The sequence below is a fragment of the Vibrio sp. DNB22_10_4 genome, assembly GCF_052879755.1.
This window is the reverse complement of the sequence record NZ_JBNNXW010000010.1, coordinates 24,537-49,769: the sequence shown is the minus strand read 5'-3', so window position 1 is coordinate 49,769 and position 25,233 is coordinate 24,537. Positions and strand designations below refer to the sequence as shown.

At 49.6% G+C, this 25,233-nt stretch carries 26 protein-coding genes and 1 pseudogene; 9 read left to right on the top strand and 18 right to left on the bottom strand.

Annotation, left to right across the window (positions count from 1 at the left end):
- Window positions 1–10: 10 nt before the first annotated feature.
- The 18 genes from ACVA6Q_RS18985 to ACVA6Q_RS18900 form a co-directional block, all read right to left on the bottom strand.
- Window positions 11–313: a hypothetical protein gene (locus tag ACVA6Q_RS18985; protein WP_353497409.1), complete on the bottom strand. Its 303-nt coding sequence runs from the start codon at window positions 311–313 to the stop codon at window positions 11–13.
- A 93-nt stretch (window positions 314–406) separates the two neighbouring features.
- The gene (locus tag ACVA6Q_RS18980) at window positions 407–1,414 is read right to left on the bottom strand and encodes a flagellar motor protein MotB (protein WP_353497408.1); all 1,008 of its coding nucleotides are present in this window, start codon (window positions 1,412–1,414) and stop codon (window positions 407–409) included.
- A complete protein-coding gene (gene motA, locus ACVA6Q_RS18975) occupies window positions 1,414–2,271 on the bottom strand; it encodes a flagellar motor stator protein MotA (RefSeq protein WP_429761622.1) in 858 nt (285 codons plus the stop codon). The genes ACVA6Q_RS18980 and motA overlap by 1 nt, the downstream gene beginning before the upstream one ends.
- A gap of 9 nt (window positions 2,272–2,280) precedes the next feature.
- On the bottom strand, window positions 2,281–3,009 hold the full coding sequence (locus ACVA6Q_RS18970; RefSeq protein ID WP_353497406.1) for a FliA/WhiG family RNA polymerase sigma factor: 729 nt from the start codon (window positions 3,007–3,009) through the stop codon (window positions 2,281–2,283).
- An 8-nt stretch (window positions 3,010–3,017) separates the two neighbouring features.
- On the bottom strand, window positions 3,018–3,494 hold the full coding sequence (locus ACVA6Q_RS18965; RefSeq protein WP_353497405.1) for a flagellar basal body-associated FliL family protein: 477 nt from the start codon (window positions 3,492–3,494) through the stop codon (window positions 3,018–3,020).
- A gap of 18 nt (window positions 3,495–3,512) precedes the next feature.
- Window positions 3,513–4,577, bottom strand: a complete 1,065-nt coding sequence (locus ACVA6Q_RS18960; protein WP_446648555.1) for a flagellar hook-length control protein FliK — start codon at window positions 4,575–4,577, stop codon at window positions 3,513–3,515.
- A gap of 4 nt (window positions 4,578–4,581) precedes the next feature.
- Complete coding sequence (locus ACVA6Q_RS18955) at window positions 4,582–4,893, bottom strand: LafD (RefSeq protein WP_353497403.1); 312 nt, start codon at window positions 4,891–4,893, stop codon at window positions 4,582–4,584.
- Window positions 4,877–5,263, bottom strand: a complete 387-nt coding sequence (gene fliS / locus ACVA6Q_RS18950) for a flagellar export chaperone FliS (RefSeq protein ID WP_446648554.1) — start codon at window positions 5,261–5,263, stop codon at window positions 4,877–4,879. The genes ACVA6Q_RS18955 and fliS overlap by 17 nt, the downstream gene beginning before the upstream one ends.
- The gene (gene fliD / locus ACVA6Q_RS18945; RefSeq protein WP_446648553.1) at window positions 5,263–6,633 is read right to left on the bottom strand and encodes a flagellar filament capping protein FliD; all 1,371 of its coding nucleotides are present in this window, start codon (window positions 6,631–6,633) and stop codon (window positions 5,263–5,265) included. The genes fliS and fliD overlap by 1 nt, the downstream gene beginning before the upstream one ends.
- Before the next feature lie 232 nt (window positions 6,634–6,865).
- Window positions 6,866–7,723 carry a lateral flagellin LafA gene (lafA, locus tag ACVA6Q_RS18940; RefSeq protein ID WP_446648552.1) on the bottom strand — a complete coding sequence of 286 codons (858 nt, stop codon included), beginning with the start codon at window positions 7,721–7,723 and terminating at the stop codon, window positions 6,866–6,868.
- Window positions 7,724–7,935: 212 nt separating this feature from the next.
- Window positions 7,936–8,907, bottom strand: a complete 972-nt coding sequence (locus ACVA6Q_RS18935; protein ID WP_446648551.1) for a diguanylate phosphodiesterase — start codon at window positions 8,905–8,907, stop codon at window positions 7,936–7,938.
- Between the two features lie 40 nt (window positions 8,908–8,947).
- Window positions 8,948–11,041: a flagellar biosynthesis protein FlhA gene (gene flhA, locus ACVA6Q_RS18930; RefSeq protein WP_353497398.1), complete on the bottom strand. Its 2,094-nt coding sequence runs from the start codon at window positions 11,039–11,041 to the stop codon at window positions 8,948–8,950.
- A gap of 36 nt (window positions 11,042–11,077) precedes the next feature.
- Window positions 11,078–12,205, bottom strand: coding sequence for a flagellar biosynthesis protein FlhB (gene flhB / locus ACVA6Q_RS18925; RefSeq protein WP_353497397.1), 1,128 nt, complete (start codon window positions 12,203–12,205; stop codon window positions 11,078–11,080).
- Window positions 12,202–12,978, bottom strand: a complete 777-nt coding sequence (gene fliR, locus ACVA6Q_RS18920; RefSeq protein WP_446648550.1) for a flagellar biosynthetic protein FliR — start codon at window positions 12,976–12,978, stop codon at window positions 12,202–12,204. Before fliR ends, flhB begins: the two co-directional genes overlap by 4 nt.
- The gene (gene fliQ / locus ACVA6Q_RS18915) at window positions 12,978–13,247 is read right to left on the bottom strand and encodes a flagellar biosynthesis protein FliQ (RefSeq protein WP_112461405.1); all 270 of its coding nucleotides are present in this window, start codon (window positions 13,245–13,247) and stop codon (window positions 12,978–12,980) included. The genes fliR and fliQ overlap by 1 nt, the downstream gene beginning before the upstream one ends.
- A 9-nt stretch (window positions 13,248–13,256) precedes the next feature.
- Window positions 13,257–14,045 carry a flagellar type III secretion system pore protein FliP gene (gene fliP / locus ACVA6Q_RS18910; protein ID WP_353497395.1) on the bottom strand — a complete coding sequence of 263 codons (789 nt, stop codon included), beginning with the start codon at window positions 14,043–14,045 and terminating at the stop codon, window positions 13,257–13,259.
- Window positions 14,046–14,051: 6 nt separating this feature from the next.
- A complete protein-coding gene (fliN, locus tag ACVA6Q_RS18905; RefSeq protein WP_353497394.1) occupies window positions 14,052–14,423 on the bottom strand; it encodes a flagellar motor switch protein FliN in 372 nt (123 codons plus the stop codon).
- Window positions 14,420–15,238 (bottom strand): FliM/FliN family flagellar motor switch protein, encoded by an 819-nt coding sequence (locus tag ACVA6Q_RS18900; RefSeq protein WP_446648549.1) that lies wholly within the window; start codon window positions 15,236–15,238, stop codon window positions 14,420–14,422. The genes fliN and ACVA6Q_RS18900 overlap by 4 nt, the downstream gene beginning before the upstream one ends.
- A 571-nt stretch (window positions 15,239–15,809) precedes the next feature.
- Between ACVA6Q_RS18900 and ACVA6Q_RS18895 the strand changes: the two genes are divergently transcribed.
- The 9 genes and pseudogenes from ACVA6Q_RS18895 to rmuC form a co-directional block, all read left to right on the top strand.
- Window positions 15,810–16,625 carry an OmpA family protein gene (locus tag ACVA6Q_RS18895; RefSeq protein ID WP_446648548.1) on the top strand — a complete coding sequence of 272 codons (816 nt, stop codon included), beginning with the start codon at window positions 15,810–15,812 and terminating at the stop codon, window positions 16,623–16,625.
- A gap of 15 nt (window positions 16,626–16,640) precedes the next feature.
- Complete coding sequence (locus ACVA6Q_RS18890) at window positions 16,641–17,978, top strand: sigma-54 dependent transcriptional regulator (protein ID WP_112480151.1); 1,338 nt, start codon at window positions 16,641–16,643, stop codon at window positions 17,976–17,978.
- A gap of 12 nt (window positions 17,979–17,990) precedes the next feature.
- Complete coding sequence (gene fliE, locus ACVA6Q_RS18885; RefSeq protein ID WP_042502074.1) at window positions 17,991–18,347, top strand: flagellar hook-basal body complex protein FliE; 357 nt, start codon at window positions 17,991–17,993, stop codon at window positions 18,345–18,347.
- 3 nt (window positions 18,348–18,350) lie between these two features.
- On the top strand, window positions 18,351–20,093 hold the full coding sequence (gene fliF, locus ACVA6Q_RS18880; protein WP_446648547.1) for a flagellar basal-body MS-ring/collar protein FliF: 1,743 nt from the start codon (window positions 18,351–18,353) through the stop codon (window positions 20,091–20,093).
- Window positions 20,059–21,075, top strand: a complete 1,017-nt coding sequence (locus ACVA6Q_RS18875; protein WP_446648546.1) for a flagellar motor switch protein FliG — start codon at window positions 20,059–20,061, stop codon at window positions 21,073–21,075. Before fliF ends, ACVA6Q_RS18875 begins: the two co-directional genes overlap by 35 nt.
- 2 nt (window positions 21,076–21,077) lie before the next feature.
- Window positions 21,078–21,827, top strand: a complete 750-nt coding sequence (gene fliH / locus ACVA6Q_RS18870) for a flagellar assembly protein FliH (RefSeq protein ID WP_353497389.1) — start codon at window positions 21,078–21,080, stop codon at window positions 21,825–21,827.
- Window positions 21,820–23,169, top strand: a complete 1,350-nt coding sequence (fliI, locus tag ACVA6Q_RS18865; RefSeq protein ID WP_353497388.1) for a flagellar protein export ATPase FliI — start codon at window positions 21,820–21,822, stop codon at window positions 23,167–23,169. The genes fliH and fliI overlap by 8 nt, the downstream gene beginning before the upstream one ends.
- 44 nt (window positions 23,170–23,213) lie before the next feature.
- Window positions 23,214–23,645: a flagellar export protein FliJ gene (fliJ, locus tag ACVA6Q_RS18860; protein WP_446648545.1), complete on the top strand. Its 432-nt coding sequence runs from the start codon at window positions 23,214–23,216 to the stop codon at window positions 23,643–23,645.
- 250 nt (window positions 23,646–23,895) lie between these two features.
- Window positions 23,896–25,227, top strand: a pseudogene (rmuC, locus tag ACVA6Q_RS18855) (DNA recombination protein RmuC); the annotation flags it as partial.
- Between the last annotated feature and the right edge of the window lie 6 nt (window positions 25,228–25,233).

The following is a 25,233-nucleotide window of genomic DNA, read 5'->3' as shown; positions in this document are numbered from 1 at the left end:
CCTTCCGCCATCACACCAAAAAGAAAAAATACAAAAAACACACAAACGCCAACAAGGTAGCCGATATCGTCGGATAGATGATGTAGGCATCTTGACGTGCGGTGCGTCTAAAGCACATAAAAGTAAGTAGGCTGTTGTATACCACTAATAACAAGCTGATTAACGTACCGCCCTTTAGCGAGAGGGTGGTGAGTTGACTTAAGAACAGTGCAAGTAGGGCGTAATCAATGATGATCAGCCATAGGAACGCCTTTTGTAATCCATCTGGCGATCGGTTTGATTTTGGCGGTATGTGCGGGATAGATTGTCGCATAACATGCCCTACTGACTGGGTGCTCAATAGCAAAAGATAGTGAGATCAAGGGTGTACTACCAAAAGCATAGAACACCCTATTAAAGGTGCAAGTTACAGTGCTTGCACGTTGGAGGTCGCGTTTGAGGCGTCGCCTGCGTCAAATCGAATGGTGTCGGTTCGAAACACAGGTTGATTGAATTTGGCCTTGTCGCGCGCCTTCTCTAGCTCGTTCTTCGATTCACTGTTGGGCGATTGTCCAAACAAGGTGTTGATGACCTCAGCCGCGGGTGTGGTGAGGATAAACAGTTCGATTCGGCGGTTTTCGCTTGATGAGGGATCGCTGTGATTGAGTAAGGCACGGTCAGACATGCCCGTTACTTGCAGCACACGTTGCTCTGGCATGCCGCCAGAGGCGAGAGTCTGTCTAGCGACGTTGGCGCGTGAGGCAGAGAGCTCCCAGTTGGATTTGCTGGAGAAGGTTTTACGATACTGAGTCGCATCGGTATGACCGCTGATGATCATTGGATTTTCCACTCGCTCAAACACAGGTGCTAAAGCTAGCAATAAATCTTCAAAAAATGGCGTTAACGTTGAGCCGCCGCGACCAAACATGTTCTGTTTGTAGTCATCTTGCAGCACGATGCGCAATCCTTGAGGCGTAACGGTGACATCGACATTTCCTTGAGCATTGATCTGACGCACCATGTCATTGATGACCTCAGCAAGAGCCGCTAGGCGCTCTTGGGTATCAAAGGTGCCGTCGATAAGTGAGTCCGATTCTGGCCCTTCGCGATCGCCTTGGAAAAAAGAACTAACCGAATGCACCGAATCGTGACGACTGGCCACGGACGAATCCGTGGTTAGATCGATAGGAGAAATGCTTTTTGAGGTGTCGAATAGGTTGCCACTGCCTTGGTCAAAGACACTGGCCATTTGCAAATGGGCGACAATCGCTTTGCGCTCTTCTTTGTCGACCACCTGCATGACCCAAAGTACGAGGAATAACGCCATCAAGGCAATCATAAAGTCAGCAAACGCTACTTTCCATGCACCACCATGAGACTCATGATGATGACTACGACTGGCGCGTTTGAAGACTACTTGCTCATGTTTTTGCATTATCCCTCCTGTTCAGCGAGCCACACCTCCATTTGATTAAAGGTCGGTTTAATGTCTAGCTGAATGTGCTTGCGGCCAGCGTCAATCGCCAATAGTGTCGGCTTCTTCGCGACGTAGGCCACTAAGGTGGCGCGGGTGCAGTCGAAAGCGGACATGTTGCGTTTAACGCGTTGAGCCATGGCGTTACTTGCTGGGTCTAAGCAGCAGTAACAGCCGAAAATACCGATAAATGTGCCTACTAGAGCGGCAGCAACGTGATAGCCAATCATGGCAATAGAGCCATCTATGGCGGACATGGTAATGATGATGCCGCCAACGGCAGCCAAAATACCAAAGCCAGGCATGGCTTCTGCGGTGCGCTGCATGGAGCGAGCGGGCTGCATATAGTCGGCCTCAATCGCTTCAATCTCTTGCTCTAGTAGTCCCTCTAACTCATGAGGCGACATTTGTCCCATTGCCATTAAACGTAAATTGTCGGTAATGAAAGAAACTAAGCGATAATCACCGCTTACGCGTGGGTAACGAGCAAAAATATCGCTCTGTTCTGGGTTTTCAATGTGCTTATCTAGTGCTTTGAAACCACCACTGCGCACGGTTTCCAGCAATACTTGCAGCAGCGCCATCAGTTCCATGTAGAACTCGCGCTCATCCTTAGGGGGAGAGATGATGCCTCGTAGCTGATTGCGCATCTCTTTAAGAACTTGAGGCGGGTTGCCTATGATGAGGGAGCCAATGGTCGCGCCGATGATGATTAGCATTTCTGCCGGTTGCCAAATGGCCATCAGACTGCCTCCAGCCCAGACGTAACCGCCGAAGACACACATCAAAATGATGATTGCGCCAGTAAACTTTTGCATAGTGGACTCCTAAGAAGACAGTAGTTGGTTGAGTTGCTTGAGCGCTTGCTTGTGAAGCTGACAAATCCGTGGCGGGGTCAGCTCTAACACCAGAGCAATCTCGTGTAAGTTCAAATCGTGTTGGTAGAACAGCGTCAGCAGTAGCTGCTCGCGTTTGGGTAGCTGGCTGAGTGCCTTCTCCAGGCTGCGGCGGATATGTTCGTGATTTACGCCCTCACACCCGGACTCCACTGAGCTTTCAAAGCCGCCTTCAATCAGTTGATCCAAGCTCTGCATCTCAGCCGCCATGGTCGCGTTTAGCCTGGCATGATAGTCCTGAGGTGTAGTGCCAAGGGCTGCGATGATCTCTTGCTCACTCGGTGCTCGGCGCAGGCGCTTGGTTAAATCACGCGTGACATCATTGAGCTCATGAGCCTCCTGACGAGTTTTGCGTGAACGCCAGTCAAGGCGACGCAGCTCATCCAAGATAGAACCGCGAATACGACACACGGCGAACGCCGGAAAGTTAGGGTCATCGATGTTGCCATAGCGGCGCCCAGCCTCAAGCAAGCCAATCAGTCCAATCTGCTGCATGTCTTCAATGCTACAATGGGTCGTGGCGTGGTTGCGCAGTTGGTTCACCACGCGCTTAACCAAGATTTGATGTTGGCTAAGTAGGCGATTTTCATCGATACGAGTGGCGTTTGATGTGACATCTTCGGCGACGCCGTAGCTGTCTGAGTGATTCATATCCAGCATAATCGCTCCTACTGAATAACAAATTTCGTCAGCAGAACGTCGTCAATATCTCGGTTTAACTGGGTATCGGCGTAAGCCGTCATCACCGAGGCTTTCACCTCCCGCTGAAGCTGATCCAATGCATCTGCACCATGCAGATCTTCATAACGTTTTTGACTGAACAGGTTAAGCATTGCGTGTCTGACTTTTGGCATGTAGTCGTTGGCGAACTCAAGACGCTCGATGTGACGCGTTTCCAGCGCCAGCTCCAACATCACAAAGTGAGTCTGTTTTTTACCGCGCACACTGACAATCACATTGTCTAGGGCGTGAAATTTAGGACCGGCACTCGGCTTTGGCTCAGATTCCAAAAACGAAAACTGGCCATCACTTAATGTCGAGGGTGAGTTGAGGTACCACATTGCACCCGCAACTGTGCCGCCAGAGACGAGAGCACTAGTTACAACGCAGGTGGCAAAGAGTGAAAGAAACTGTTTTTTATTCATGCTGTATTCCTAAAGCGATCACACTTGGGTACTAAGCCAGTGTTCATCCGTGGAGAAGGCCGTGGCGTTATTGCTGCCAGACTCATGGCGCTCATTGGCAAAAATGGTTGAGCTTTGCTCGGGAGCTGGTTGGCCGTTGGACTCTTGTTTGTCACCGCCACCAATTTGCACATCAACGTGCATCAAACTTTGGTTTTGTAGCTCGGCGCGTAGGCGCTCCGACACTTGAACTAAGGCTTCGCGCGTGGCGGCAACGTTGGCATTGAGCTGAACGCTGAGTTTGTCGCCTTCGACACGCACCATAAGATCCAATTTACCAAGATCGGGCGGATCTAATCTGATCCGTGCTTCTTGAAGATTTTGCTGTGCTTGCAGCGTGACTCGATCATTGAGTACCTGCAGCATTTGTTCGCCCCACTTTCCTGCCTGAGGGTCGATGCGAACCGGTGCCCATTCCGTCGTCGCAGCCGCTGTGTTTACTGTGGTCGTTGGGTTGACGGAGGGTGCTCCTGCTTGTGAGCCAGTGGGTAGAGCAGCGGCGCCGTTTTGTGTTTGATTGGCACTGAGCAGATTGGCTATATCGGTTGCCAGTGATTTCCCGCTGAGCTCGGTTTGAGTCGCTGATGTTTGTAACAAGCCTGTCGGCAGAGCGGCCTCTTTTGCGGTGCTCTGAGCAGGGCTGTTAGTAAGCTGCGGGTTGACTTCACCAAAGCTGCGCTGTGAACCACTGAGCTGAGCCAGCATAGGGCTAGTGGACTTTGAGAGTGCCTCTGCATCTAGCGCAGCGTTACTTGCACCTGCAGAGCCGAACGACTGCGCTGGCGGAGTGACATACTGCGTCAATAGCGCACCATCGGTAATTTCATTTTCAACTAAAGCCTCATCCAATAAAGACGCAGGTGTAGCATCCTTGTCAGAGGTTGATTTAGGCGAGAGCAGCGAGCCAAAGCCACGCACGATAGGCAGGCCATTTTCTTTGCTGTCTAGCGCTTGGCTAATCGAAGTTTGCCCTGTGCTATGGCCTTGTTTGCTGGCAGACGCGCTGCCAATGTGATTGTTCACTAATTGGTTGCTCACTAGCATGGTATTACTCCAAGGTCATCGCCAGTTGATAAGCCATGGCACGTTCTTTTTCCGCATCACTGCTATCTAATTTCTGTTTCAGCTTACTGGTCGCTAACGATAGCGCTTCGTAGGCGCGTAAATGCGCGCGTCGAGCACGCTCTATTTCTGGTGCTAAACGTGGGTCTTTAAGGAAAGGTCTATGGGTGTCCAAAAGCTCACGAAGCTGACCATCGTAGCGTTTGAGTGACTGCCAATCCTCGGTTTTGGCCGCCACCGTCATGCATTGGCTGAGGTGGCGAAACCGCTCGGGTGATACCTTATGCGTGCTTACCAAAGTTCTGCCATCCTTCTTTTATGTTGGTCATGACTTTTTCGACATTTTCCAATTTGTCGACATCATTGTTGACACTCGCTTGATACAGCTCCGCCTGGCAAAAATCGTAAAGTTGGTGCAAGTTAGCCGCAATTTCACCGCCATGTTCATCATCAAGAGCACTATCTAGGCCAACAAGAATGTTCATGCACTTGGTGATGCCTTGGCCCTTTTGCTCTAAGCGATTAGCGATGATGTGGCCACGAACGCGTTCAACTTCATCGAGCAGTCCATCAATAAGCATGACGACGAGTTGATGAGGATTGGCAGCGGCAGCCTGTGCATCTAAATCAACTTGTTGGTATGAGTCATAGCCTGAGTCCATTAACATTAGTATTCTCCTGAGGTTGAGCCGAACATACCCATGGTGCTGTTCATTTGGTTCATGATGTTGTTCATTTGGGTGTATTGGGCGAGATAGCGGTTGTACGCCATGTCATATTTTCTTTCTAAGCCCATTTGTTTGTCTTCAATCCGGCTTAGGTTTTCCTGTAGATTGTCTTTACGGCCTTGGAAAAGTCCGACGGATGACTTCAAAAACGGGTCAATGGCAGCATCAAGGGAGTCGAATAAGTTACCGTCGCCATTAAAAATGGCTTCCAGCTGCGCAGCGTTATTTTGCTGCGCTTCATCAAGCTTTTTGGTGTCTAGACTCAGTGAGCCGTCTCGCTCAAAGCTAAGGCCAATTTCTCTTAGGGAAACGCCCTCAAATGTACCGCGAAGCAGGCCGCTAACTTGGCTTTCGATGGAACGTAGAGTGGAGTCGTTGGCGAGAACACCGCGCTCGGTGCTCTCTGAACCAATGGCGGTGTATTTGTCCATGGTCTCAAGCAGTGCGTTGTACGCATCAACAAAAGCGGTGACCTGCTCTTTGGTTGCTTCGCTGTCGGAGCCAACGGTTAAAGTGGTGCCTAAGGAGCCTGCTTCATGGGGTTTAGTGACGGTAAACTTGACACCTTCAATAGCGTTATCAAAGGTGTTGGATGCGCTGGTAATCGCAAGCCCAGTCTCGCCGCCTAACCTTACGATGGCATCTTTAGGCTCAGAGAGTGTGGTTAAGTTTGCGGTTTGAAATGCATCTGAGAACCATGTCCAATCTTCTGCTGGTGGTGTGTTTGAGATGCCTGCTGAGATGCTGTTATCTTTGCCTGTTTCTGTGCTAGTGAGAATGAAGTTGGTTTCACCGTTGCTTCGTACCAGTGAAGCACTCACTCCTGTGTTATCAGGGTGCTCATTTATGGCCTTAACCAAGGATTGAATTGTTGGTTCACCCGCGTCATTGACATCGAGTGTTGAGAAATCAACAACAAATTGGTCGCTGCCCACATTCAAGGTCATCTCACCGGACTTCGGCAATACCGTGTCTGCGCTGAGGTCATTTGGCATACCGGCCACTATCTGGTGGCTACTGGCGAGCTGCTCGACGAACATCTGATAACTACCCGCAATGGCGTTGGCATCAGCTTCAGCGGTCAGGTTACCTTCGTTAGATACACTGGCACTGTTTTTTACAATGCTATTGCTGCTGTTGTTCATTTCGGTTATGGCAGTGCGAAACTCGCGCAGTGCCGATTCTACGCTGCTTAGCGCGCTGAGCTGTGCCTGATAAGTATCAGCCTGCCTTTGATAACGAATTTGAAAAGGTTGAATCTCAAAGGTCGCCAATTGGGTTGCCATGGTAATTGGATCAAATGAACTCATAATCATTCCTTGCTGGGCACGGTTACGACGATATAAAGAAGTGATACAAGAAGTGTGCCTGAATTAAGTTGTTGTTTTTAAAAGCTTATGTGTTTTTGCGGAAACACCGCTTCCCATTTTTAAGGGTGTGTTTTCCTATTTGAGCTTCCGAGTTTTTGTCAGTTACGCAGTGTGTTTCGCGGATAAAAAAGCCTCCGTGAAGGAGGCTTAAAAATCGGAGTTGCTGTCACGCTTAGCCTAGAAGAGACATAGCCATGCCAGGTAGCTGCTTAGATTGAGCTAGCATCTGTGTACCCGCTTGCATCAGCATTTGGTTCTTCGTCATGTTGGCAGATTCAACGGCGAAGTCAGCGTCTGTGATTCGACCTTTTGAAGCCTGAAGGTTTTCAGACATGTTCTGTAGGTTAGTGATTGTGTGGTCTAGACGGTTGATACTTGCACCGAAAGTAGCTCGAACCTCACCCATATTAGAGATTAGGTTCCCAGCACTCTCAGAAATTGCTGCTGCAGCAGCTTGTGAATTAGCTTTGTCAGTTAGGTCGCCTGCGGCACCCGCAAATGTTTTGATATCAGCAAGGGCAGTTGAACCACCAGCTGCTAAATCAAAGGTCATCTTTTCATTTGCAGTTGAACCAATTTGAAACTCTAGTGCGCCATTCATTACGCCACCTGTACCAAATAAGTTTTGACCACCAAAGTTAGTGTTATCGAGGATGTTGTTCAGTTCTGCACCTAGTTGTTGATATTCAGCATCCAGCGCTGCGCGGTCATCGGCTGTGTTCGTATCGTTCGCTGCTTGTAGAGCTAGGTCGTTCATGCGGTATGCGATGTTCGTCATCTCATCCATCGCACCTTCTGCTGTTTGTAGCATTGAGATGCCATCTTGAGCGTTACGCATTGCGACTGACATGCCGCGTGTTTGCGCTTCTAGACGGTTAGAAATTTGCAGACCTGCTGCATCATCAGCTGCAGAGTTGATGCGAAGACCAGTACTTAGACGCTCCATCGACGTGTTTAGTAGATCGTTAGTGCGGTTTAGGTTGTTTTGAGTAACTAGCGAAGCGTAGTTAGTGTGCATTGATAGAGCCATTGTGAATTCTCCTAGATTTGTCTCAATGTGGGACTATCGCCCCGCTCACTAACTAGAGGCGGTTGGTTGATTTTGAAAATTAATTGGAAATAAGAAAAAAAGATAAGAAATTGAAAAGTAGCGGGAAAGTTGTGATGTTGGTTCAGGTATTTTAGGCTTTTTGGTCCTTGGGGCTCATATCACCAAGGACCTAGGGCCGCTCTTACCCGCTTTTACTCATTCTTTTCTTCTACCTGCCTAACAATCGCTTCAATCTCTTCATCAACAAACTCAGTCTTCGCCGACTGATACATATTGTCGATACTGGCATCAAGCAGCGCTTGCTGTTGGTCGCGTTCGGCTTGTTCTTGCGCGAGTTGGTTTTGGGCTTCGATTTGTTGATCGGCGAACTGTTCGGCTTTGGCGCGCTCGCGCTGTTTTTTACGCATTTCTGCTTTTGGGTCTTCAAAACCTTTGAAATGCACTGGAATTGGCACGTCAGATACGTAACCAAAATAGAACTTAGCGCCAAGCATCTTATATTGCGACAAGGTATTTTGGCTGGTGACGCGACCGGCCACTAAGGTCGCTTTACGACGCTTGATATAGCGGATCACTGGTAGTAGCGCGCGCTTTTCGTCTTGGCTGTCGAGTGAGTTAGAAATTTTAATCATCTGTGGGTCAAATGGCGTCAGGTATTCTAAATCACTGATTGGTAGATGCACGTCAAAACAAACTTTGTGGAAGCGATCTTCAAGTCGCTCCAGCATGGCCTTAGTGGCGGGGTTGCTGGCCTCACCTGGTGTGAGGTATAGGCTCGGGATCAACATCGACATAGGCTGCTTGAAGTGTTGGCCTAACTGGTCGATAAAGTGTTTGCCTTCTGGGCGCAGCAAGGTGCAGGCGTTCATGGAAAACACGAGGTTGTTGAGTAGATCTGGATGAAAGGTCTCTAGCTCAAATTGGGTTTGCCTAACCGCCAGATACAAGGCGAACAGATCGAGTGCTGCGCGAACAGTATCCGATATGTCGAGCGCGAAAACGCTAAGGTCTTTCTTGTCACCATAACGCAAGGTGATGTACTGATACTCTATCTCGTCACTGCTGCAATACCGAATAGGCTGGCACGCATGACACACCTCATCGGCAGCCATGAGCTCGGCAAGCTTATGATCGTCATCTGTGACCGCATTGTCCTCTATCATGCGCAGCACAAAGAGGAACTGGGCCCTATAGCTACTTAAATTATCCAAGGTTTCCTACCACGTTGATTTGTTTGCTTTCAGGGATTTCGTTGTATGACAACACGGCCAATCCCTGGGAGAAGGTGCGGGCATAGCGCGCAATCAGCGGCCTTAGCTGCGGCATCACCAAGAGTATTGGTGCCAATCCTTGCTGCTTTAGCTGCTGTTGTATCAGAGGCAGATTCTGTTGGAACTGACTCAAAATATTCGGTTCAATCGGGAAGCTATCCAGAATCACATTACCATTCGCTTGAGCTTGATGCAGTGACTGCATAAGCATTTGTTCTAACTCATCGGAAAGCGCGTAAACGTTGAGCTCTTTGCGCTGGCCTGCGACGAGGTTAACCAGAGTGCGGCGCAATGCACAGCGCACGTCCGAGGCAAGCAAGATCGGCTCTTTGGTATTTTCTGCCGACTCCAACATAGTATTGGCAATGGTGCGAATGTCTTTTAGTGGTACCTGATCTAGCAGCAGTTGCCTGTACACCTTTAACTGCTGTGCTGGGTTTAAAGCTGCACCAAGAGCTTCTGCAAGCTTGGGCGCTTGTTGGGTTAAACGCAGGTTCATTGCGTCAACATCGTCGTGGGTAAATAGCTCCGCAAGATGGGATTTCATCACTTTGCTGATGTGGGTGGCAATCACGGTAGCGTCGTCCACCACTTGATAACCCATGTTGAGCGCTTTGGCTTTGTCGTTGTGCTCAATCCAAACTGCAGGCAGATGATAAGCAGGATCGCTACCCAAGATACCGTCGACTTCGCCATAGGTTTCGCCCACAGCAATCGCCATGAGGCGGTCTGGCTCGATAAAGCCTTCTTCGATGATCTCACCGTTAAGTGCAACGGTGTACTGGTTGGGTTTTAAGCTTAGATTGTCGCGAATGCGCACTTCTGGCAGCAAAAAGCCCACTTGCTCTGAAAGGTTCTTCCGTACTCCGCGAATACGCTGCAGTACCGGTGCGCCTTGCTCTTTATTCACCAAATGCACCAAACGATACCCAAGCGCGAGCGACAAACTTTGCACATGGGGAATATCATCCCAAGAGAGTGGAAGCTCGTTGTCGTTTTGCATCGCATGGCTAATGGCTTCGACTTCATCAAGCTGCGGATCATCATTGGGCGCTTTCGATTGCTTCCAGCCCGCAAAGGCTAAAACGGCGGAAAAGGTAAAGAAGGCCAAGTGTGGCATGCCTGGCACTAGACCAATAATCAACATGATCGCCGAAACGGTGTACAGCGTGGCTGGTGTTGCCAACAGCTGCTTTTGCATGGTGTCAGCCATATCGCTGTCGCTGTCATTAATGCGCGTCACAATAATGGCAGCAGCGGTCGCAAGCAGTAGCGATGGAATCTGAGCTACCAAGCCATCACCGATGGTCAGTAGGGCGTAGGTTTTAAACGCTTCCGATGCAGGCAGTCCGTGCTCAAACACACCAATGCTGATACCACCAATGATGTTGATGAACAGGATCATCAAACCGGCTACCGCATCGCCGCGCACAAACTTGGATGCACCATCCATCGAGCCATGGAAGTCCGCTTCGTTGGCGACTTCTTTACGCCTCGTGCGTGCGGATTCTTGGTCGATAAGACCGGCATTCAAGTCTGCGTCGATCGCCATTTGCTTACCCGGTAGGGCATCAAGGGTAAAGCGCGCCGATACTTCAGAAATGCGCTCACCACCTTTGGTGATCACCACAAAGTTAATGATCATCAAGATGACGAAAATTACCATACCGACCACATAGTTGCCGCCGATCACCACTTCACCAAACGCTTGAATTACCTTACCCGCAGCATCACCGCCGTTGTGGCCTTCAAGCAACACAACACGTGTCGAGGCCACGTTGAGCGTCAAACGCATCAAGGTCGCGATAAGCAATATGGTTGGGAATATAGAAAAGTCGAGTGGACGCTTCGCGGTGGTACTCACCAAAAGTACCAAAATCGCCAGTACGATGTTGAAGGTAAACAGGGCATCCAGTAGCAAAGGTGGCAATGGCAAAATCACCATGGCCAAAATCATCAGCAATACAATGGGAATGCCAATGTATCCTTTTCCTGAGCGTCTAAGTTGATGAAGACGATTCAACATATGTGTTCCTTTGTTGTTTCGAGCGCGCTAAGCAGGTTAATGCTGCAAGTGCTTAGGGATAGTAAACGACGGTAGCGGCATCGGTTTTTTACCGCTGCCGCGACGAAATGCTTTGAGCTGCATGACGTAAGTCAGTATGTGCGCCACGGCGATATAGAGCTGGCTGGGTATGGCTTGCTCTATCGCAGTGGTATGGTAAATGGCACGAGTGAGTGGCGGTGAGTTAAGTACCTCCACGTTGTTTTCTCTGGCAATGCGCTGAATGTGCATTGCGGTTTCATCGATGCCTTTGGCGACCACAAATGGCGCTTCTGATAAATCATTGTCGTATTTGAGAGCGACCGCGTAGTGAGTCGGGTTGGTGATCACCACATCGGCTTTCGGTACCGCTTGGTCGATTTTGCGACGAGCGAACTGTTGCTGGATTTGGCGAATACGCTGTTTAACCTCTGGTCGACCTTCGTTGTTCTTATATTCTTCTTTGAGCTCTTGTTTAGTCATTTTGAGCTGCTTTAGGTGCTCGTAACGCTGGTAGGGAATATCAATTACCCCAAAAATCAGCAGGGCTACGCCCATCAGAAGCAAGCCTTCAAACAAGATAGTCATGACTAGGGTAATGCCCTGATTTAACGTCAGCTTTTGCATACCAAGCAACTGCGAAAAATTGCTGTCGAGATAGGTATAAAGCAGGGCAAAAATCACCGCGACTTTGAGTGAGGATTTAATGAGCTCAACCACTGAGCGCGAAGAGAACATGCGCTTGATGCCTGACAGTGGGTTGAGCTTACTCAGCTTTGGCTGGATATTGGCAGGTCGAAACATCCAGCCGCCCAAAATCAAACTGCTGCCAACGGAGGCAATGATGATGACAGCAAACAGCGGTAGCAACAGCTCAATGATGATCGCCAGACTTTGTCCAAGCTGCTCGAGCATTTGTTGTGGGTTTTCTAAATCGTGGCGTGTTAGCGACATATTAAAGTGAAACACCCCAGAGATGTGCTCCCAAATCCAAGGCAGTTGGCTGTAGAAAAACATCGCCACAATCAAAAATAGCACCGCAGTGGTGAACTCTTTGGCGCGGGGTATTTGGCCTTCTTGCCTCGCCTTTTTGACTTTCTGGGGCGAGGCTTTCTCGGTTTTGTCCTGACTCGATTGCTCACTCATGCGCCGCCCACCATAAACAGGTTGAGGTAAGACAGCGTCTCGTGCACCAGCGCGGTATAGCGACTTGGGATACCGCTCACCGTGATCAAAATACTAAATAGACCCAGTAACATGGTCATGGGAAAACCAAGCGCGTAAACGTTCAAACTAGGCGCGGCGCGGTTCATGACACCAAAACTGATGTTGGCAAGCAGCATAGACACAATCGCCGGCAGCGCCAGTGCCAATGCAGACGCGAACATCCAGCCAAACAGCGAGACCAAGCTATCAAGTGAGAACACCGATAATCCGGAACCTACCGGCCAAATGACAAAGCTTTGCACCAGAATGTCGATCACCAGAAGATGGCCTTCGAGCGCCAAAAACAGCAAGGTACATAGAAGCAAAAAGATGCGACCGAGAATGGCGACCGATAGGCCATTGACCGGATCGTTCATGATGGCCATACCGAGACCCATTTGCAGTGACACTATCTGTCCCAGCATGGTGAAGATATTGAAAAATAGGTGCAGGATAAGGCCAAAGAACACGCCCCACATGGCTTGCTCAAAGGCGAGAAACAGCGACGTCATCGAGAACAAGTCGACAGCAGGCATCGCTGGCATCAGTGGTGCGGTGATCACCACTATCGATAGGGCGAGCAGTGCTCGTACCCATACCGGAATTAACGCGTCGCCGAAAAATGGCATGGCCAAAAAAGCAGCCCCAATCCTGAAAAAGGGCCACCATAATTGGCCGAGCCATTGTGAAATTTCGGCGAACGTAATTTGCATCAACCAATCATCCCTGGAATGTTGTGGAACAAGTAGTCGAATAATTCCATCAGCTTTCGCAGCATCCAGTGACCGGCGAAGATCACCATCAGCAAAGTAGCTAAAAGCTTAGGGAGAAAACTTAATGTTTGTTCTTGGATTTGGGTTGCAGCCTGAAACACCGCAATCACTAAACCAACCAAAAGTCCGGGTACCACGAGTACCATCACCATAGTGATGATGAGCCAAACGGCGTTAGAGAACAGCGCGACGGTCATTTCTGGGGTCATAGCGTGTCCTTACCCGGTACTAAAACTGGCAGACAGTGTGCCTACCGTCATCGCCCAGCCATCGACCAATACGAACACCACCAATTTAAATGGCAGTGATACGATCAGCGGCGACAGCATCATCATACCCATGGCCATCAACACGCTGGCTACGACTAAGTCGATGATCAAAAAAGGAATAAACAGCATAAAGCCAATTTGAAACGCGGTTTTTAGCTCACTGATAACAAACGCGGGGAGCACAATCGCAAACGAGATTTCTTCAACATTAGAGTCAACGGGTTCATTGGCAATGCGCAACATTTGTTCAAGCGAGTTGCGCTGGGTCTGCGCCAACATAAAATGACGAACCGGTTTTTCTGCGGTTGAGAACGCTTGCATCAAAGTGATTTCACCCTGGTCGTAGGGCAAAAACGCATTCTCATACACATCGCTCCAGACAGGTCGCATGATGAGAATACTCAAACACAGGGCAATACCAATCAGCACTCGGTTGGGCGGGCTTTGCTGTAAGCCGAGAGCCTGACGCAAGATGGCCAACACAACAATGATGCGCGTGAAGCTGGTGGCCATCAGCAAGAATGCTGGCAGAAAGCTCAGTGCTGTCATTAGCAGCAAAATTTGCAGCTTAACGCTGTACTCTTGCTCCGACTGACCATCGTTGACGGTCAAAAAAGTCAGTCCATTCTCAGCCCAGGCAGGCTGGCTGCTGACCAATAGCAGCACGCCAATCACAAAGATCGAGGCGAGTGCGCGCCATCTTGACGTAGGAATTGTCTGAGTGCGTAAACTCAACATGCTAGGCTACTTACCCATGGAGGTGAGAGCCGATTCCACCACGTCGATAAGACGTAGACCGTACTTATCATTGACGACCACAACTTCAGCATGTCCCATTAGGGAGCCGTTCACTTTCACATCCAGTGGTTCACCGTTAAGTTTATCTAACTCAATAATGCTGCCTTCTCCTGCAGTCATGAGATCGCCAAGGGCAACCTCTTTGCTGGCGACTTCCAGCGTCACGGTAACAGGAATGTTTTTGAAAAAATCCAGATTGCGTGTCGCGGTGTTCGGCGCGGCAGCAACTGGCGTATCGGTATCGAAATCTTCCAGTTCAAAATCATCGAACTGTAAATCGTTGCTATCGAAAGCCGTCTGATCTAGCGATTCGCTCATCGGTGGGTTTCCTTATCTTCGTTTAAAATCAGTACCAGTTGGCCGTCTTGTTCGGCGACTCGACCCGTAAACAGCGTTTGTTTGCCGATGTTAACTGGGGCGTGGTTAAGTAATTCGATGGGTAGAATGTCGTCTGGCTTGAGATCGAGTACCTCGGTCAGTGGCATGACATTCTTGCTAAGCTGCACATTCAGTTTGACTGGCGTAGTGTGCAGTGCCTGACAAAATTCGCTGGCAAGCTCTGGGTTGGCCGTAAGCTCAAGTTCGCTGACCAAGGTCTGAATCAGATCGCTATCCAACACCATGGTTAGGGGCGCCTGCTTATCTTGCATTTGAATAGTGAGGGTGGCGACAATGCCAATCCCAGTTAGGGTCTCGAGTTCTTGCGTTTGCCAAGTGTCATTTGGGGCAATCCAGTTCGCTACATGTTTGCTAATGCGTTGCAGCAAACGAACATCGCTGTTGGTGAGCTCAGCTTGACTGCGCTCGATGCCTGCACCGTAGAATTCATCGGAGAGTCTCATGAGCATCATAGGCTCAACAGAGACATACAACGCGCCTTGATTGGCGTGCTTTTGCGCTGCGCAGTTGCGGCTATCAAGTAGATTTGCACCTAGCGTACTGAGCTGAATGTCAGTCAGTTCGACATGAATGTTAGGTGTTTTTAACCAAGCTTGAAGCTCATTGGTTAAATATTGCTGTGAGCTATTAATAATCGACTCAAGCTTATTTTTGATGATATGAATAGGCTTGCCTAATAATTCAACATTTAGTGCTTGAACAGAATCTGGTTCGGTTACAATTTGTTCATCCATATTCATCTTAAATCTCTTGACTGATTTACCTGTTGTAAATGACACGCTAATTGGCGTTAACAATGTCATTTTTTGTCAGTCTACTCTGGTTTTTTTAGTTGTTTTTAGCCTTTGAATGTAAATATGTGAACTTGGTTCATATGTTTGTTATCACTTAATAAACCATCTTTAAATATAAAATAAATGCAGGTAGCTTAATCGCATAATAATTATATCTAGGCGTTTAATTCGCCAGGTAAATAGCCTGCGTACCGCGTAGGCTATCAGTGTCAGAATGAGTAATTTACCTAAATTTATGTTTTATAAGCACTTGGCTGATGGCGTTCAAGCGACGTGGCTTATATGACACTAGGTTTGTATATGTCAGCAACATAAACATTAGATGGGTGGCAATATGAATTCTCGGGCAGGGAAGAATAGAATCTCTTTATTATTGGCTAGTTTTACTGAGTCAAGGGACTGTAAAATACACTTTCAAACTAAAGTTGTTAATAAATTGTTTGTGCTACTTGTTTCTAGCAGCTTTGTTTTTGGGACTAACCTCTCATTTGGCGCTGACGTTAATATACCTATGGATTTGGTTAATTGGCAGTCCAAAGACGGTGAATTTGAGTGCCAGCTTGAACATCAGTTGCCAAATAATATGGGGAAGTTTTACTTCCACGCGGAACCAAATAATCCGCTTTCCGCTGTTCTTTATTTACCTAATAAACCTATTCAACAAGCCGAGCTATTTCAGCTGACTGCGCCTTGGCAAACCCCGGCACAACACAGCATGGTCGATAGAGCCGCAAAAACTACCAAGGGCTATGCGATTTTCGATGTTGGTATTGAATCGCTACTCGGTGCAGTGAGCAAAGGTGCTTGGGTTCGAGTCAGTGCCATGTCGGGTGCGCAAACGCACAGTGACGCTTACGTATTGCCATCGACTCGCATTGAGTCTGCGTTTATTCGATTCAACGCCTGCCGGATTGCCTTACCAGAAATGAGCTATCAGCAAGCACGCGACGTGGTGCTGAACTTTGAATTTGGTCAGCGTGTGGTATCGAGCGAACAACGTCGTACCTTGGAATCTCTGGTGAGCTATCTCAATGCCGATCAGAGCGTGTCTAAAGTATTGGTCGATGGGCATACCGACAACGTAGGCAGTACCACGAGTAATTTACAGATGTCTCGTGTGCGAGCTGATGATGTGGCCAGCACTTTGATGGAGCTTGGCGCACCAAAGTCGCTTATCGAAGTCCGTGCTCATGGAGCTCGTTATCCAGTGAGCACCAACGATACCGAATTTGGCCAAGCGAAAAACCGCCGCGTTACTGTGCGCGTAGTCAGACACGATTCTTCACAATCAGCGTCTTCAATGGATCAGAAGACAGAGGTGCAATAAATGCCAACTCAGCTAATGCATAAGGATATTCTCTTCGTTGAGCCTTGCGACATCAATGCCGCGCCAATAATCGACTTGCTGACAGAGCAGGGCTTTAGTGTGACGCATGTGAAAACAGGCCGTGCGGCACTGCTCCAGGATAAAGCCACCATCAGCTTAATCAGCTCGGCGCTGCCGGACATGAGTGTTCGCGAATGGATCGCTTGTCATCAACGTAAGTCCAATCCGGGTGTAGCGATTGCCATTGTTGAACAAGACCAAGGGATTTTGGCGGCGGAAGCGATGAAAGCGGGTGCGACGGATTACCTATTACGTCCATTTGAAGGCGCGCAGCTGCTTAGTCTTATTCAGCGCGTGGAAGCGCTGGAAAAACCGATGGCTAACATCGTGGCGGAATCATGGCGCAGTAAACAAGTATTGCAATTGGCGCATCGTGCCGCTTGTACCAGTGCCAGTGTGTTGATCACGGGTGAATCAGGTACTGGTAAAGAAGTTTTAGCACGTTACGTTCACGATCAATCCCCACGCAGCAATCAGCCTTTTGTAGCAGTGAACTGTGCGGCGATCCCAGAATCGATGCTAGAAGCGGTGCTGTTTGGTCACGTTAAAGGTGCATTTACCGGAGCGACAGGCTCTCAGTCGGGTAAGTTTGAAGAGGCCAACGGCGGCACTATCTTGCTCGATGAAATTGGTGAAATGTCACCAGCAGTACAAGCTAAGTTACTGCGTGTGCTTCAAGAGCGCGAGGTTGAGCGTGTCGGTAGCCACAAAGCGATCGCTTTAGATATTCGTGTGATTGCCGCGACTAACAAAGACCTGCGTGAGGAAGTGCGCAAAGGTCAATTCCGAGAAGATCTCTATTACCGCTTAGATGTGCTGCCACTGCACTGGCCACCACTGCGTGATCGCAAAGAAGACATCTTGCCGATCAGCCAATTCTTCATCAACAAATACAAAGAGCATAGCAATTGCCATTTATCGGCTGATGCCGAGCAAGCGCTGTGTCACTACCACTGGCCGGGCAATATCCGTGAACTGGAGAACGTTATTCAGCGCGCCCTAGTCATGCGCCACGGTGACTACATTACCGCGCACGATTTGATGCTGCCAGTAGAGCTGCCAACGGCGAGTGCGGCTATCCATCAAGGGATGGGAAAACAAGGTATGGGGCATGTGGAAGTGAAAAAGCAGGCCGAGTTCCAGTTTATTCTCGAAAAGTTGCGCCAATTTGGCGGTAACCGCACTAAAACGGCGGATGCGCTTGGGGTAACCACACGTGCACTGCGCTACAAGCTAGCCGCGATGCGCGAGCAAGGAATTGATTTACAGTCAGCCATCGGCTCGGCTGCATAAAGGAGAAATTAGATGGCGATGCAACCTATCAATAATGCCGTATCTGCAGAGCAGTTGATGCTGACCAAGATGCAAGCGATGCAGCAGCAAGTTCAACCGGACTTTATGGTGACCAACAATCCAATGGACACTCAAAAGGTCAATCAACCGTTGGCATTTTCTGGTGCGATGAAAAACGTTTTGGATATGGTCAATGAGCACCAATCGCTAGCGTCGAAGAAAATGACGGCGGTGGAAACGGGTCAAAGTGATGACTTGGTGGGCGCGATGATCGCCAGTCAAAAAGCCAGCTTGTCGTTCTCGGCACTGATGCAGGTTCGCAACAAGGTTGTGGCGTCATTTGAAGATGTCATGAAGATGCCGGTGTAACCTATGTCTGAATTAGCCCCTCAAACGGCGACCATGCCGGGCTCTATTGATGTCGCGCCTAAGTCGGCATCCAAAACAGATGACGTTCAAGCCAGATTGAAAAAGCTGTGGTCGAGCTCGCAGCGTAACCTTGTATTGTCTGCTGTGTTGGCAGCGATAGTTGCAGCGATCATTGTGGTCGCGCTATGGAGTTCATCGCAAAGCTATCGTCCGCTGTATAGCCAGCAAGAGCGATTTGATATTGGCGAAATTGTCTCGGTGTTGGAGTCGGAAGGCATCGCTTATCGTCTTCAAGAGCAAAATGGCCAAGTGCTTGTTGCCGAAGGGCAAGTGGCGAAGATCCGCATGCTACTGGCAGCAAAAGGCGTTAAAGCTCAGTTGCCAACCGGTCTGGACTCTCTTAAGGAAGACAGCTCACTCGGTACTAGCCAATTTATGGAAAACGCGCGCTATCGTCATGGCTTGGAAGGGGAGTTGGTTCGCACCATTATTTCTCTTAATGCTATTTCCAATGCTCGTGTGCACCTAGCCATTCCAAGACAAACCCTGTTTGTGCGCCAACAAGGTGAAGATCCTTCGGCGTCGGTGATGATTGAGCTAAAACCGGGTGAAGATCTCAAGCCGGATCAAGTGGAAGCGATCATCAATTTGGTGGTGGGCAGTGTCACTGGGATGAAGTCTGAATCGGTATCGGTTATCGACCAATACGGCCGCTTGCTCAGTGCTGATGTTGCTTCGGCGGCAACCGGTAAGGTGAATGCGAAATATCTGGAGTATCAAAAGAACGTTGAGAAGCAGATCATCCAGCGCGCGGCGGACATGTTAACGCCGATTGTCGGGCCAAGTAACTTCCGTGTCCAAGTGGCGGCGGATATGGACTTCAGTCAAGTTGAAGAGACTCAAGAAATTCTCGACTCCAACCCGGTGGTTCGTAACGAGTACAGCATTCAAAACAACACGGTCGATAAGATTGCTCTTGGTATTCCGGGCTCTTTGAGTAACCAACCGCCAGTCACCGGTGAGGTGCCGACTAATGACAGCCAAAATACCAACGCACGCAGTGAGCTAAATCGTCAGTATGCGGTTGGTAGCAGCGTTCGTCGCACCCAGTACCAGCAAGGTCAAATCGACAAGTTAAGTGTTTCTGTTCTACTTAACGAGACTGCGGCGCCAAATGGCACTGCCTGGACACCGGCAGAGCGTGCACAAATCTCTACCATGATCACCGATGCGGTGGGCATCTCTACCGAACGCGGCGATAGTTTGAGCTTGATGAGCTTTAACTTCACACCTATCGAAATTGAAGCGCCGCCAGCCATGCCGTGGTGGCAAGACCCTACGGTTCAGCAGCCGCTGCGTTATGTGATTGGCGGCATGCTCGGCATGGCAATGATCTTCTTTGTGTTGCGTCCACTGATCATGCATTTGACGGGTGCAGACAGACGTGGGCATGAGCTGGAGTTTGCTGAGCCTCAAGAAGAAGAGTACCAAGAAAACATTCAAACTCGCGAAGAGCGTGAGCGCGAAGAACGTCTCAACCGCAAGCTGACTGAGCGCGGAATTGAGTCGACATCGTCTGGACTGGATGCGAGCAGCGATATGTTGCCACCTCCAGGCTCACCGCTTGAACTGCAATTGAAACATCTACAACTTATCGCGACCGAAGAGCCGGAGCGCGTGGCCGAAGTCCTTAAACAATGGGTAAACGTCAATGAAAACAGCACAGTCAACGCCAGCAACGCTTAGTCACGTCGAACGCACGGCATTGGTGCTGCTCGGCATGGGAGAAGATGCCGCCGCACAGGTATTGCGTCACTTCTCTCGTGATGAAACTCAGCGCGTCACTAAAGCCATGGCAAAGCTCAGTGGCATCAAGAGTGACAGTGCGAAAAATGTTATCCAGCACTTCTTTGACGACTTTAGGCAGCACAGTGGTATTCGCGGCGCATCAAAAGAGTATCTGTCGAATACGCTGCGTAAGGCGTTGGGTAACGATTTGGCTAAAGGACTACTGAACAACCTGTATGGCGATGAAATTCGCAACAACATGCAAAGGCTGCAATGGGTTGAAGCTGAAGTACTGGCGCGCTTTGTTGCCAGCGAGCACCCGCAAATGCAGGCGATTTTCTTAGCTTACTTGCCACCAGAAACCTCGTCGCAAGTGCTGAACCATTTGCCATCGGACTACCATGATGAGCTGCTGTATCGCATTGCCACATTGCAAGATATTGACCACCAAGTGGTGGGCGATCTGAATGAGCTTATTGAGCGCTGCATCGAGCAAGTCTCGGTGAGTCAAAGTGCGCCGATGTCTGGTGTGAAGCAGGTGGCTGACATCATCAACCGCTTCTCTGGCGACCGCGCTATGTTGATGGAAATGCTCAAGCTGCATGATGAGAAAGTGGTGAGCGAAATTGAAGAGAACATGTTCGACTTTATGGTGCTTGGCAGGCAACGTGAAGACACCATGGATGCCTTGGTACAACAGGTGCCTGCTGAGCTTTGGTCTGTCGCACTGAAAGGCGCGGAAATCACCTTGCAGCAAGCGATCAAAGCCTCGATGCCGCAGCGTATGGTCAAAGCGCTAGAAGATGACATGCAATTGCGCGGTGCAGTACCACTGAGTACGGTGGAGCGTGCCCGCAATGAGATCATGCAAATCATCAAAGAGATGTCGGAAGCTGGTGAGATTGAACTCACTCTGTATCAAGAGCAGACGGTGGAGTAATCATGACGCGCAGCAAAGTATTCACATTGCCAGCAACAGGCTATCGTCAGCACCGCTTTCCGCCTGTTGCCCAGCCTTCTGCCAGTGAAGAACTGGCAGCGGATCTCAACTGGGATGACGCACCGACGCAAATGGATATTCAGCAGCGTCTGGAAGAAGGTTTTCAGCAAGGCCTTGAACGCGGTCATCGCGAAGGGTTTAACCAAGGCGTTGAGCAAGGCAAGCAGCAAGGGATGACCGAAGGCCAAAAAGAAGGCTTTCAGCAAGGCTTTGTCTCAGGTGAGCAAGCCGGTAAGCAGACCTACTTGGACGCTGTCAAACCGGTCAACGATATTTACGTGGCGCTCTCGCGCTGGCAGGAAGAGAAAGAGCAGCAGCAACGGCATGTGATTTGTGAGTTGGTGCAAAAGGTAGCCCAGCAAGTGATTCGTGCTGAACTGACTCTGATGCCACAACAAATTCTTGCCCTAGTCGATGAAACGCTTGAAGCGATGCCGGGTAAATCGGAAAAGGTCACTGTGTTCCTAAACCCTCAAGACCTAGAGCGTATTACCGATATCAATCCAGAACTTGCCGCGGGTTGGAAGCTGGTTGCGAAAGCTGAGCTTCCTGTCGGTGGCTGTCATCTGGTCACCGATGAGGCAGAAGCTGATGCCAGCTGCGACTCGCGCTTAGAGACCTGCATGGATGCCGTAAAAGAGCATTTGCTGGATGAAGTGATTGCCAATGACGCTGAGGAACGCGATGTCTAACGTTTCGCCTCTTCTGAACGATCGCTTACACGATGCGATTGCCTCGCTGAGTACCATTCCCGTCGCGCGAGTGACCGGGCGTTTGGTAAAAGTGAATGGCCTGATGCTACAAGCGGTCGGCTGTCGATTTAAGCTCGAGCAGCGCTGCTTGGTAGAAACCGACGAAGGCGACATGATTGAAGCCCAAGTGGTGGGTTTTGACCACAATATTGCTTATCTTATGCCTGTGCGCAGACTGGGCGGGCTGTTTGCTGGTGCCAAAGTGGTGCCGCTCGATGGTGATAGCTCTGTCAATCTGGGCAATCACTGGTTAGGCCGAGTGGTGAATGGACTGGGTGAAGCGCTTGATGATGGCGTGAAACTCAAAGGCGGCGAGCGAGTGTCGTTAGAGCCGAATCCGATCAACCCACTTAAAAGACGTCCGGTGGATACGCCGCTCGATGTCGGCGTGCGTGCCATTAATGGTTTGCTAACAGTGGGTAAAGGCCAGCGCATCGGTTTGATGGCGGGCAGTGGCGTCGGTAAAAGTGTCCTGATGGGGATGATTACCCAAAACACCGAAGCGGACGTGATTGTTGTTGGACTCATTGGTGAACGTGGTCGTGAGGTGCGCGAATTTATTGAGCGCAATCTCACCGAAGAGATGCGCCGCAAAGCAATCATCATTGCAGCCCCTGCCGATGAATCGCCGCTAATGCGGTTACGTGCGACCCTTCTTTGCCATCGTGTGGCCGAGTATTTTCGAGACAAAGGCAACGACGTGTTGCTGTTGATGGATTCACTCACCCGCTATGCCATGGCGCAGCGTGAAATCGCCTTAGCACTGGGCGAGCCGCCAGCTTCTCGAGGGTATCCGCCCTCGGTATTCAGTGTCTTGCCACAATTGTTGGAGCGTTCCGGTAACAGTGAGCACCCTGATGGCAGTTTAACCGCTATCTATACTGTGTTGGCAGAGGGTGACGACCAGCAAGATCCGGTGGTCGATTCGGCGCGAGCTATCCTTGATGGTCATGTGGTGCTTTCTCGTCAACTGGCGGAGCAAGGCCACTATCCAGCGATTGATATTAACGCCTCGATAAGCCGCTGTATGTCGGGCTGTACCCCGCAGGCGCATTCGACTATTGCCAATCAATTCAGGCAGCTTTACTCGAGCTACTTGCAGGTCAAAGAGCTTCTGCCCCTTGGCGGTTATCAGCCAGGGCAAGATCCTGAACTAGACCGTGCGGTGGCGATGCATCCTCAGCTCAAAGGCTATTTACTACAAGACGCTAACGAAGCGGTGAACCTTACCAGTAGTTTGACTGAGCTCGCGACGCTGTTTCAGGCTCAGCCGAGTGCTTGATTGAAATAGTTCGTTGAGGGAATAGCAACGTAGGGAAGGGAAGAATGGAAAGTAAAATTCGCGCCGTCGGTAAGATGACCCAAGTGGAAGAGCTAAGACGTGATCAAATTGGCGCTCAGCTAGAGTCGATGCGCCATCAAAGTGAGCAGCTAAGCCAACAGCTCGCGGCACTATCCGAGCTTAAAGCGCGCAACTTCCAAGGGGCGACCAAAACCTGCAGCGTGGGACTGATGAACCTCAACCTGGCCGATCAAATGCTGCAAAAAATGCTGCTTCATCATCAGCAAGAGCAGGCCGTGATGGAAGCTCAGTGTCAGTCAGTTCAAAAACAACTGCAGCAAAAAGCAGCACGAGTGCAAGGCTTAGAGCAGGTGCTAGAGCGCTGGAACAAAAAACAGAATTACGAAAAAGCTAAGCGTGAGCAAAAGCTTATCGAAGATATTATCAACGCCCGTTTCAAGCGTCGCAACCTGTAAATATCTGGACATTTATCCAGTATAAATTACCATTAGCTTAAGAGTTTCGGCTGATGGCAAGCAAAGCATGCAATGGATTATTGATAATCAAACCCTCCTACTTTCAATCACTTCACTAGGCTCAGTGGTCGGTTTTTCCGCCGCCGCAGTACTGCATTTTAAATCTCGTCAGTTGCAAGCTTTGGCAGAGCACAAGGCTGAGTTAGAAGCCTCAGCGCTAGAGCAGCAAATTGAGCGTCTTAGAACCGAATTAAAAGAAGCAAAACAAGAGCTTGACGAGCTTGATGATGAGCGGGATAAGTCGGCATTTGAACTTAAGCAAGCCCATGGCAAGGTCATGGCCGCGATGGAGAAGCTGCGCTATTTCGATGCCGTGAAGCAAGAGCGTCAGCAATACGCTAGCGAACTTGAGCAAGTGAAGCAGCAGCGCGCCCAATCGGAAGCCCAATTGCGTGAGCAGCTTGCCACTTATCAACAGCAGCAGCGCTCTGACAGTGAGAAGCTCGAACTATTGCAGCAATCAGAACTGCGCCTAAAGGAGCAGTTTGAACGCCTCGCCAATCAGGTATTTGAAGCCAAAACCGCCAAAGTCGACGTGCAAAACCGTCAAAGCTTAGAAGGCATTTTAACGCCTCTCAAAGAGCAGCTTGAAGGCTTTAAGAAGCAGGTCAATGACAGTTTTAGCCAAGAAGCCAAAGAGCGTCATACCTTAGTGCACGAACTTAAGAACTTGCAGCGCCTCAATGACCAGATGACCAAAGAGGCGATGAACCTGACTCAGGCATTGAAAGGGGACAACAAACAACAAGGTAACTGGGGTGAGGTAGTACTCGCTCGCGTACTCGCGGAATCGGGGTTGCGTGAAGGCCATGAGTATCAAACCCAGGTGAGCCTGCAAAATGAAGCTGGCAAGCGTTACCAGCCTGATGTGATTGTTCACTTACCTCAAGAGAAGCAGGTGGTGATTGATTCGAAAATGGTGCTGGTGGCCTATGAGCGCTACTTCAATGCAGAAACCGATACTGAGCGCGCTCGTGCCCTAAGTGACCACTTACTGGCGCTGCGTAATCACATTCGTGGCTTGTCACAAAAAGATTACCATCAGCTCAAAGGCATTCGCTCGCTGGATTACGTACTTATGTTTATCCCAGTCGAACCTGCGTTCCAGGTTGCGATTCAGGCCGATCCAAACTTGGTGAAAGAAGCAATGGAGAGCAACATCATTCTTGTCAGCCCAACCACCTTACTGGTGGCGCTGCGCACTATTGATAATTTATGGCGCAACGACCGACAAAATCAAAATGCTCAAGTCATTGCTGACAAGGCCAGTAAGCTTTACGACAAGCTAAGATTGTTCGTTGATGACATGGAAGGGCTTGGCGGCGCGCTTGATAAAGCCAACCAAAGTTACCAAGGTGCGATGAATAAGTTAGCCACGGGACGCGGCAATGCGATTCGTCAGGCGGAAAGCTTTAAACAGCTTGGTGTTGAGGTAAAACGCTCGATTTCTCCTTCGCTCACAGAAATCGCACAAAATGATGCGCTGGTGGAAAGACAACCAGACATGGATAAAGTAAACTGACCGCTT

Coding starts and splice junctions, on each gene's coding strand:
- ACVA6Q_RS18985 (WP_353497409.1), bottom strand. CDS start 313: ATGCGACAATCTATCCCGCACATACCGCCAAAATCAAACCGATCGCCA.
- ACVA6Q_RS18980 (WP_353497408.1), bottom strand. CDS start 1,414: ATGCAAAAACATGAGCAAGTAGTCTTCAAACGCGCCAGTCGTAGTCAT.
- motA (WP_429761622.1), bottom strand. CDS start 2,271: ATGCAAAAGTTTACTGGCGCAATCATCATTTTGATGTGTGTCTTCGGC.
- ACVA6Q_RS18970 (WP_353497406.1), bottom strand. CDS start 3,009: ATGCTGGATATGAATCACTCAGACAGCTACGGCGTCGCCGAAGATGTC.
- ACVA6Q_RS18965 (WP_353497405.1), bottom strand. CDS start 3,494: ATGAATAAAAAACAGTTTCTTTCACTCTTTGCCACCTGCGTTGTAACT.
- ACVA6Q_RS18960 (WP_446648555.1), bottom strand. CDS start 4,577: ATGCTAGTGAGCAACCAATTAGTGAACAATCACATTGGCAGCGCGTCT.
- fliS (WP_446648554.1), bottom strand. CDS start 5,263: ATGTTAATGGACTCAGGCTATGACTCATACCAACAAGTTGATTTAGAT.
- fliD (WP_446648553.1), bottom strand. CDS start 6,633: ATGAGTTCATTTGATCCAATTACCATGGCAACCCAATTGGCGACCTTT.
- lafA (WP_446648552.1), bottom strand. CDS start 7,723: ATGGCTCTATCAATGCACACTAACTACGCTTCGCTAGTTACTCAAAAC.
- ACVA6Q_RS18935 (WP_446648551.1), bottom strand. CDS start 8,907: ATGATAGAGGACAATGCGGTCACAGATGACGATCATAAGCTTGCCGAG.
- flhA (WP_353497398.1), bottom strand. CDS start 11,041: ATGTTGAATCGTCTTCATCAACTTAGACGCTCAGGAAAAGGATACATT.
- flhB (WP_353497397.1), bottom strand. CDS start 12,205: ATGAGTGAGCAATCGAGTCAGGACAAAACCGAGAAAGCCTCGCCCCAG.
- fliR (WP_446648550.1), bottom strand. CDS start 12,978: ATGCAAATTACGTTCGCCGAAATTTCACAATGGCTCGGCCAATTATGG.
- fliQ (WP_112461405.1), bottom strand. CDS start 13,247: ATGACCCCAGAAATGACCGTCGCGCTGTTCTCTAACGCCGTTTGGCTC.
- fliP (WP_353497395.1), bottom strand. CDS start 14,045: ATGTTGAGTTTACGCACTCAGACAATTCCTACGTCAAGATGGCGCGCA.
- fliN (WP_353497394.1), bottom strand. CDS start 14,423: ATGAGCGAATCGCTAGATCAGACGGCTTTCGATAGCAACGATTTACAG.
- ACVA6Q_RS18900 (WP_446648549.1), bottom strand. CDS start 15,238: ATGGATGAACAAATTGTAACCGAACCAGATTCTGTTCAAGCACTAAAT.
- ACVA6Q_RS18895 (WP_446648548.1), top strand. CDS start 15,810: ATGGATTTGGTTAATTGGCAGTCCAAAGACGGTGAATTTGAGTGCCAG.
- ACVA6Q_RS18890 (WP_112480151.1), top strand. CDS start 16,641: ATGCATAAGGATATTCTCTTCGTTGAGCCTTGCGACATCAATGCCGCG.
- fliE (WP_042502074.1), top strand. CDS start 17,991: ATGGCGATGCAACCTATCAATAATGCCGTATCTGCAGAGCAGTTGATG.
- fliF (WP_446648547.1), top strand. CDS start 18,351: ATGTCTGAATTAGCCCCTCAAACGGCGACCATGCCGGGCTCTATTGAT.
- ACVA6Q_RS18875 (WP_446648546.1), top strand. CDS start 20,059: ATGAAAACAGCACAGTCAACGCCAGCAACGCTTAGTCACGTCGAACGC.
- fliH (WP_353497389.1), top strand. CDS start 21,078: ATGACGCGCAGCAAAGTATTCACATTGCCAGCAACAGGCTATCGTCAG.
- fliI (WP_353497388.1), top strand. CDS start 21,820: ATGTCTAACGTTTCGCCTCTTCTGAACGATCGCTTACACGATGCGATT.
- fliJ (WP_446648545.1), top strand. CDS start 23,214: ATGGAAAGTAAAATTCGCGCCGTCGGTAAGATGACCCAAGTGGAAGAG.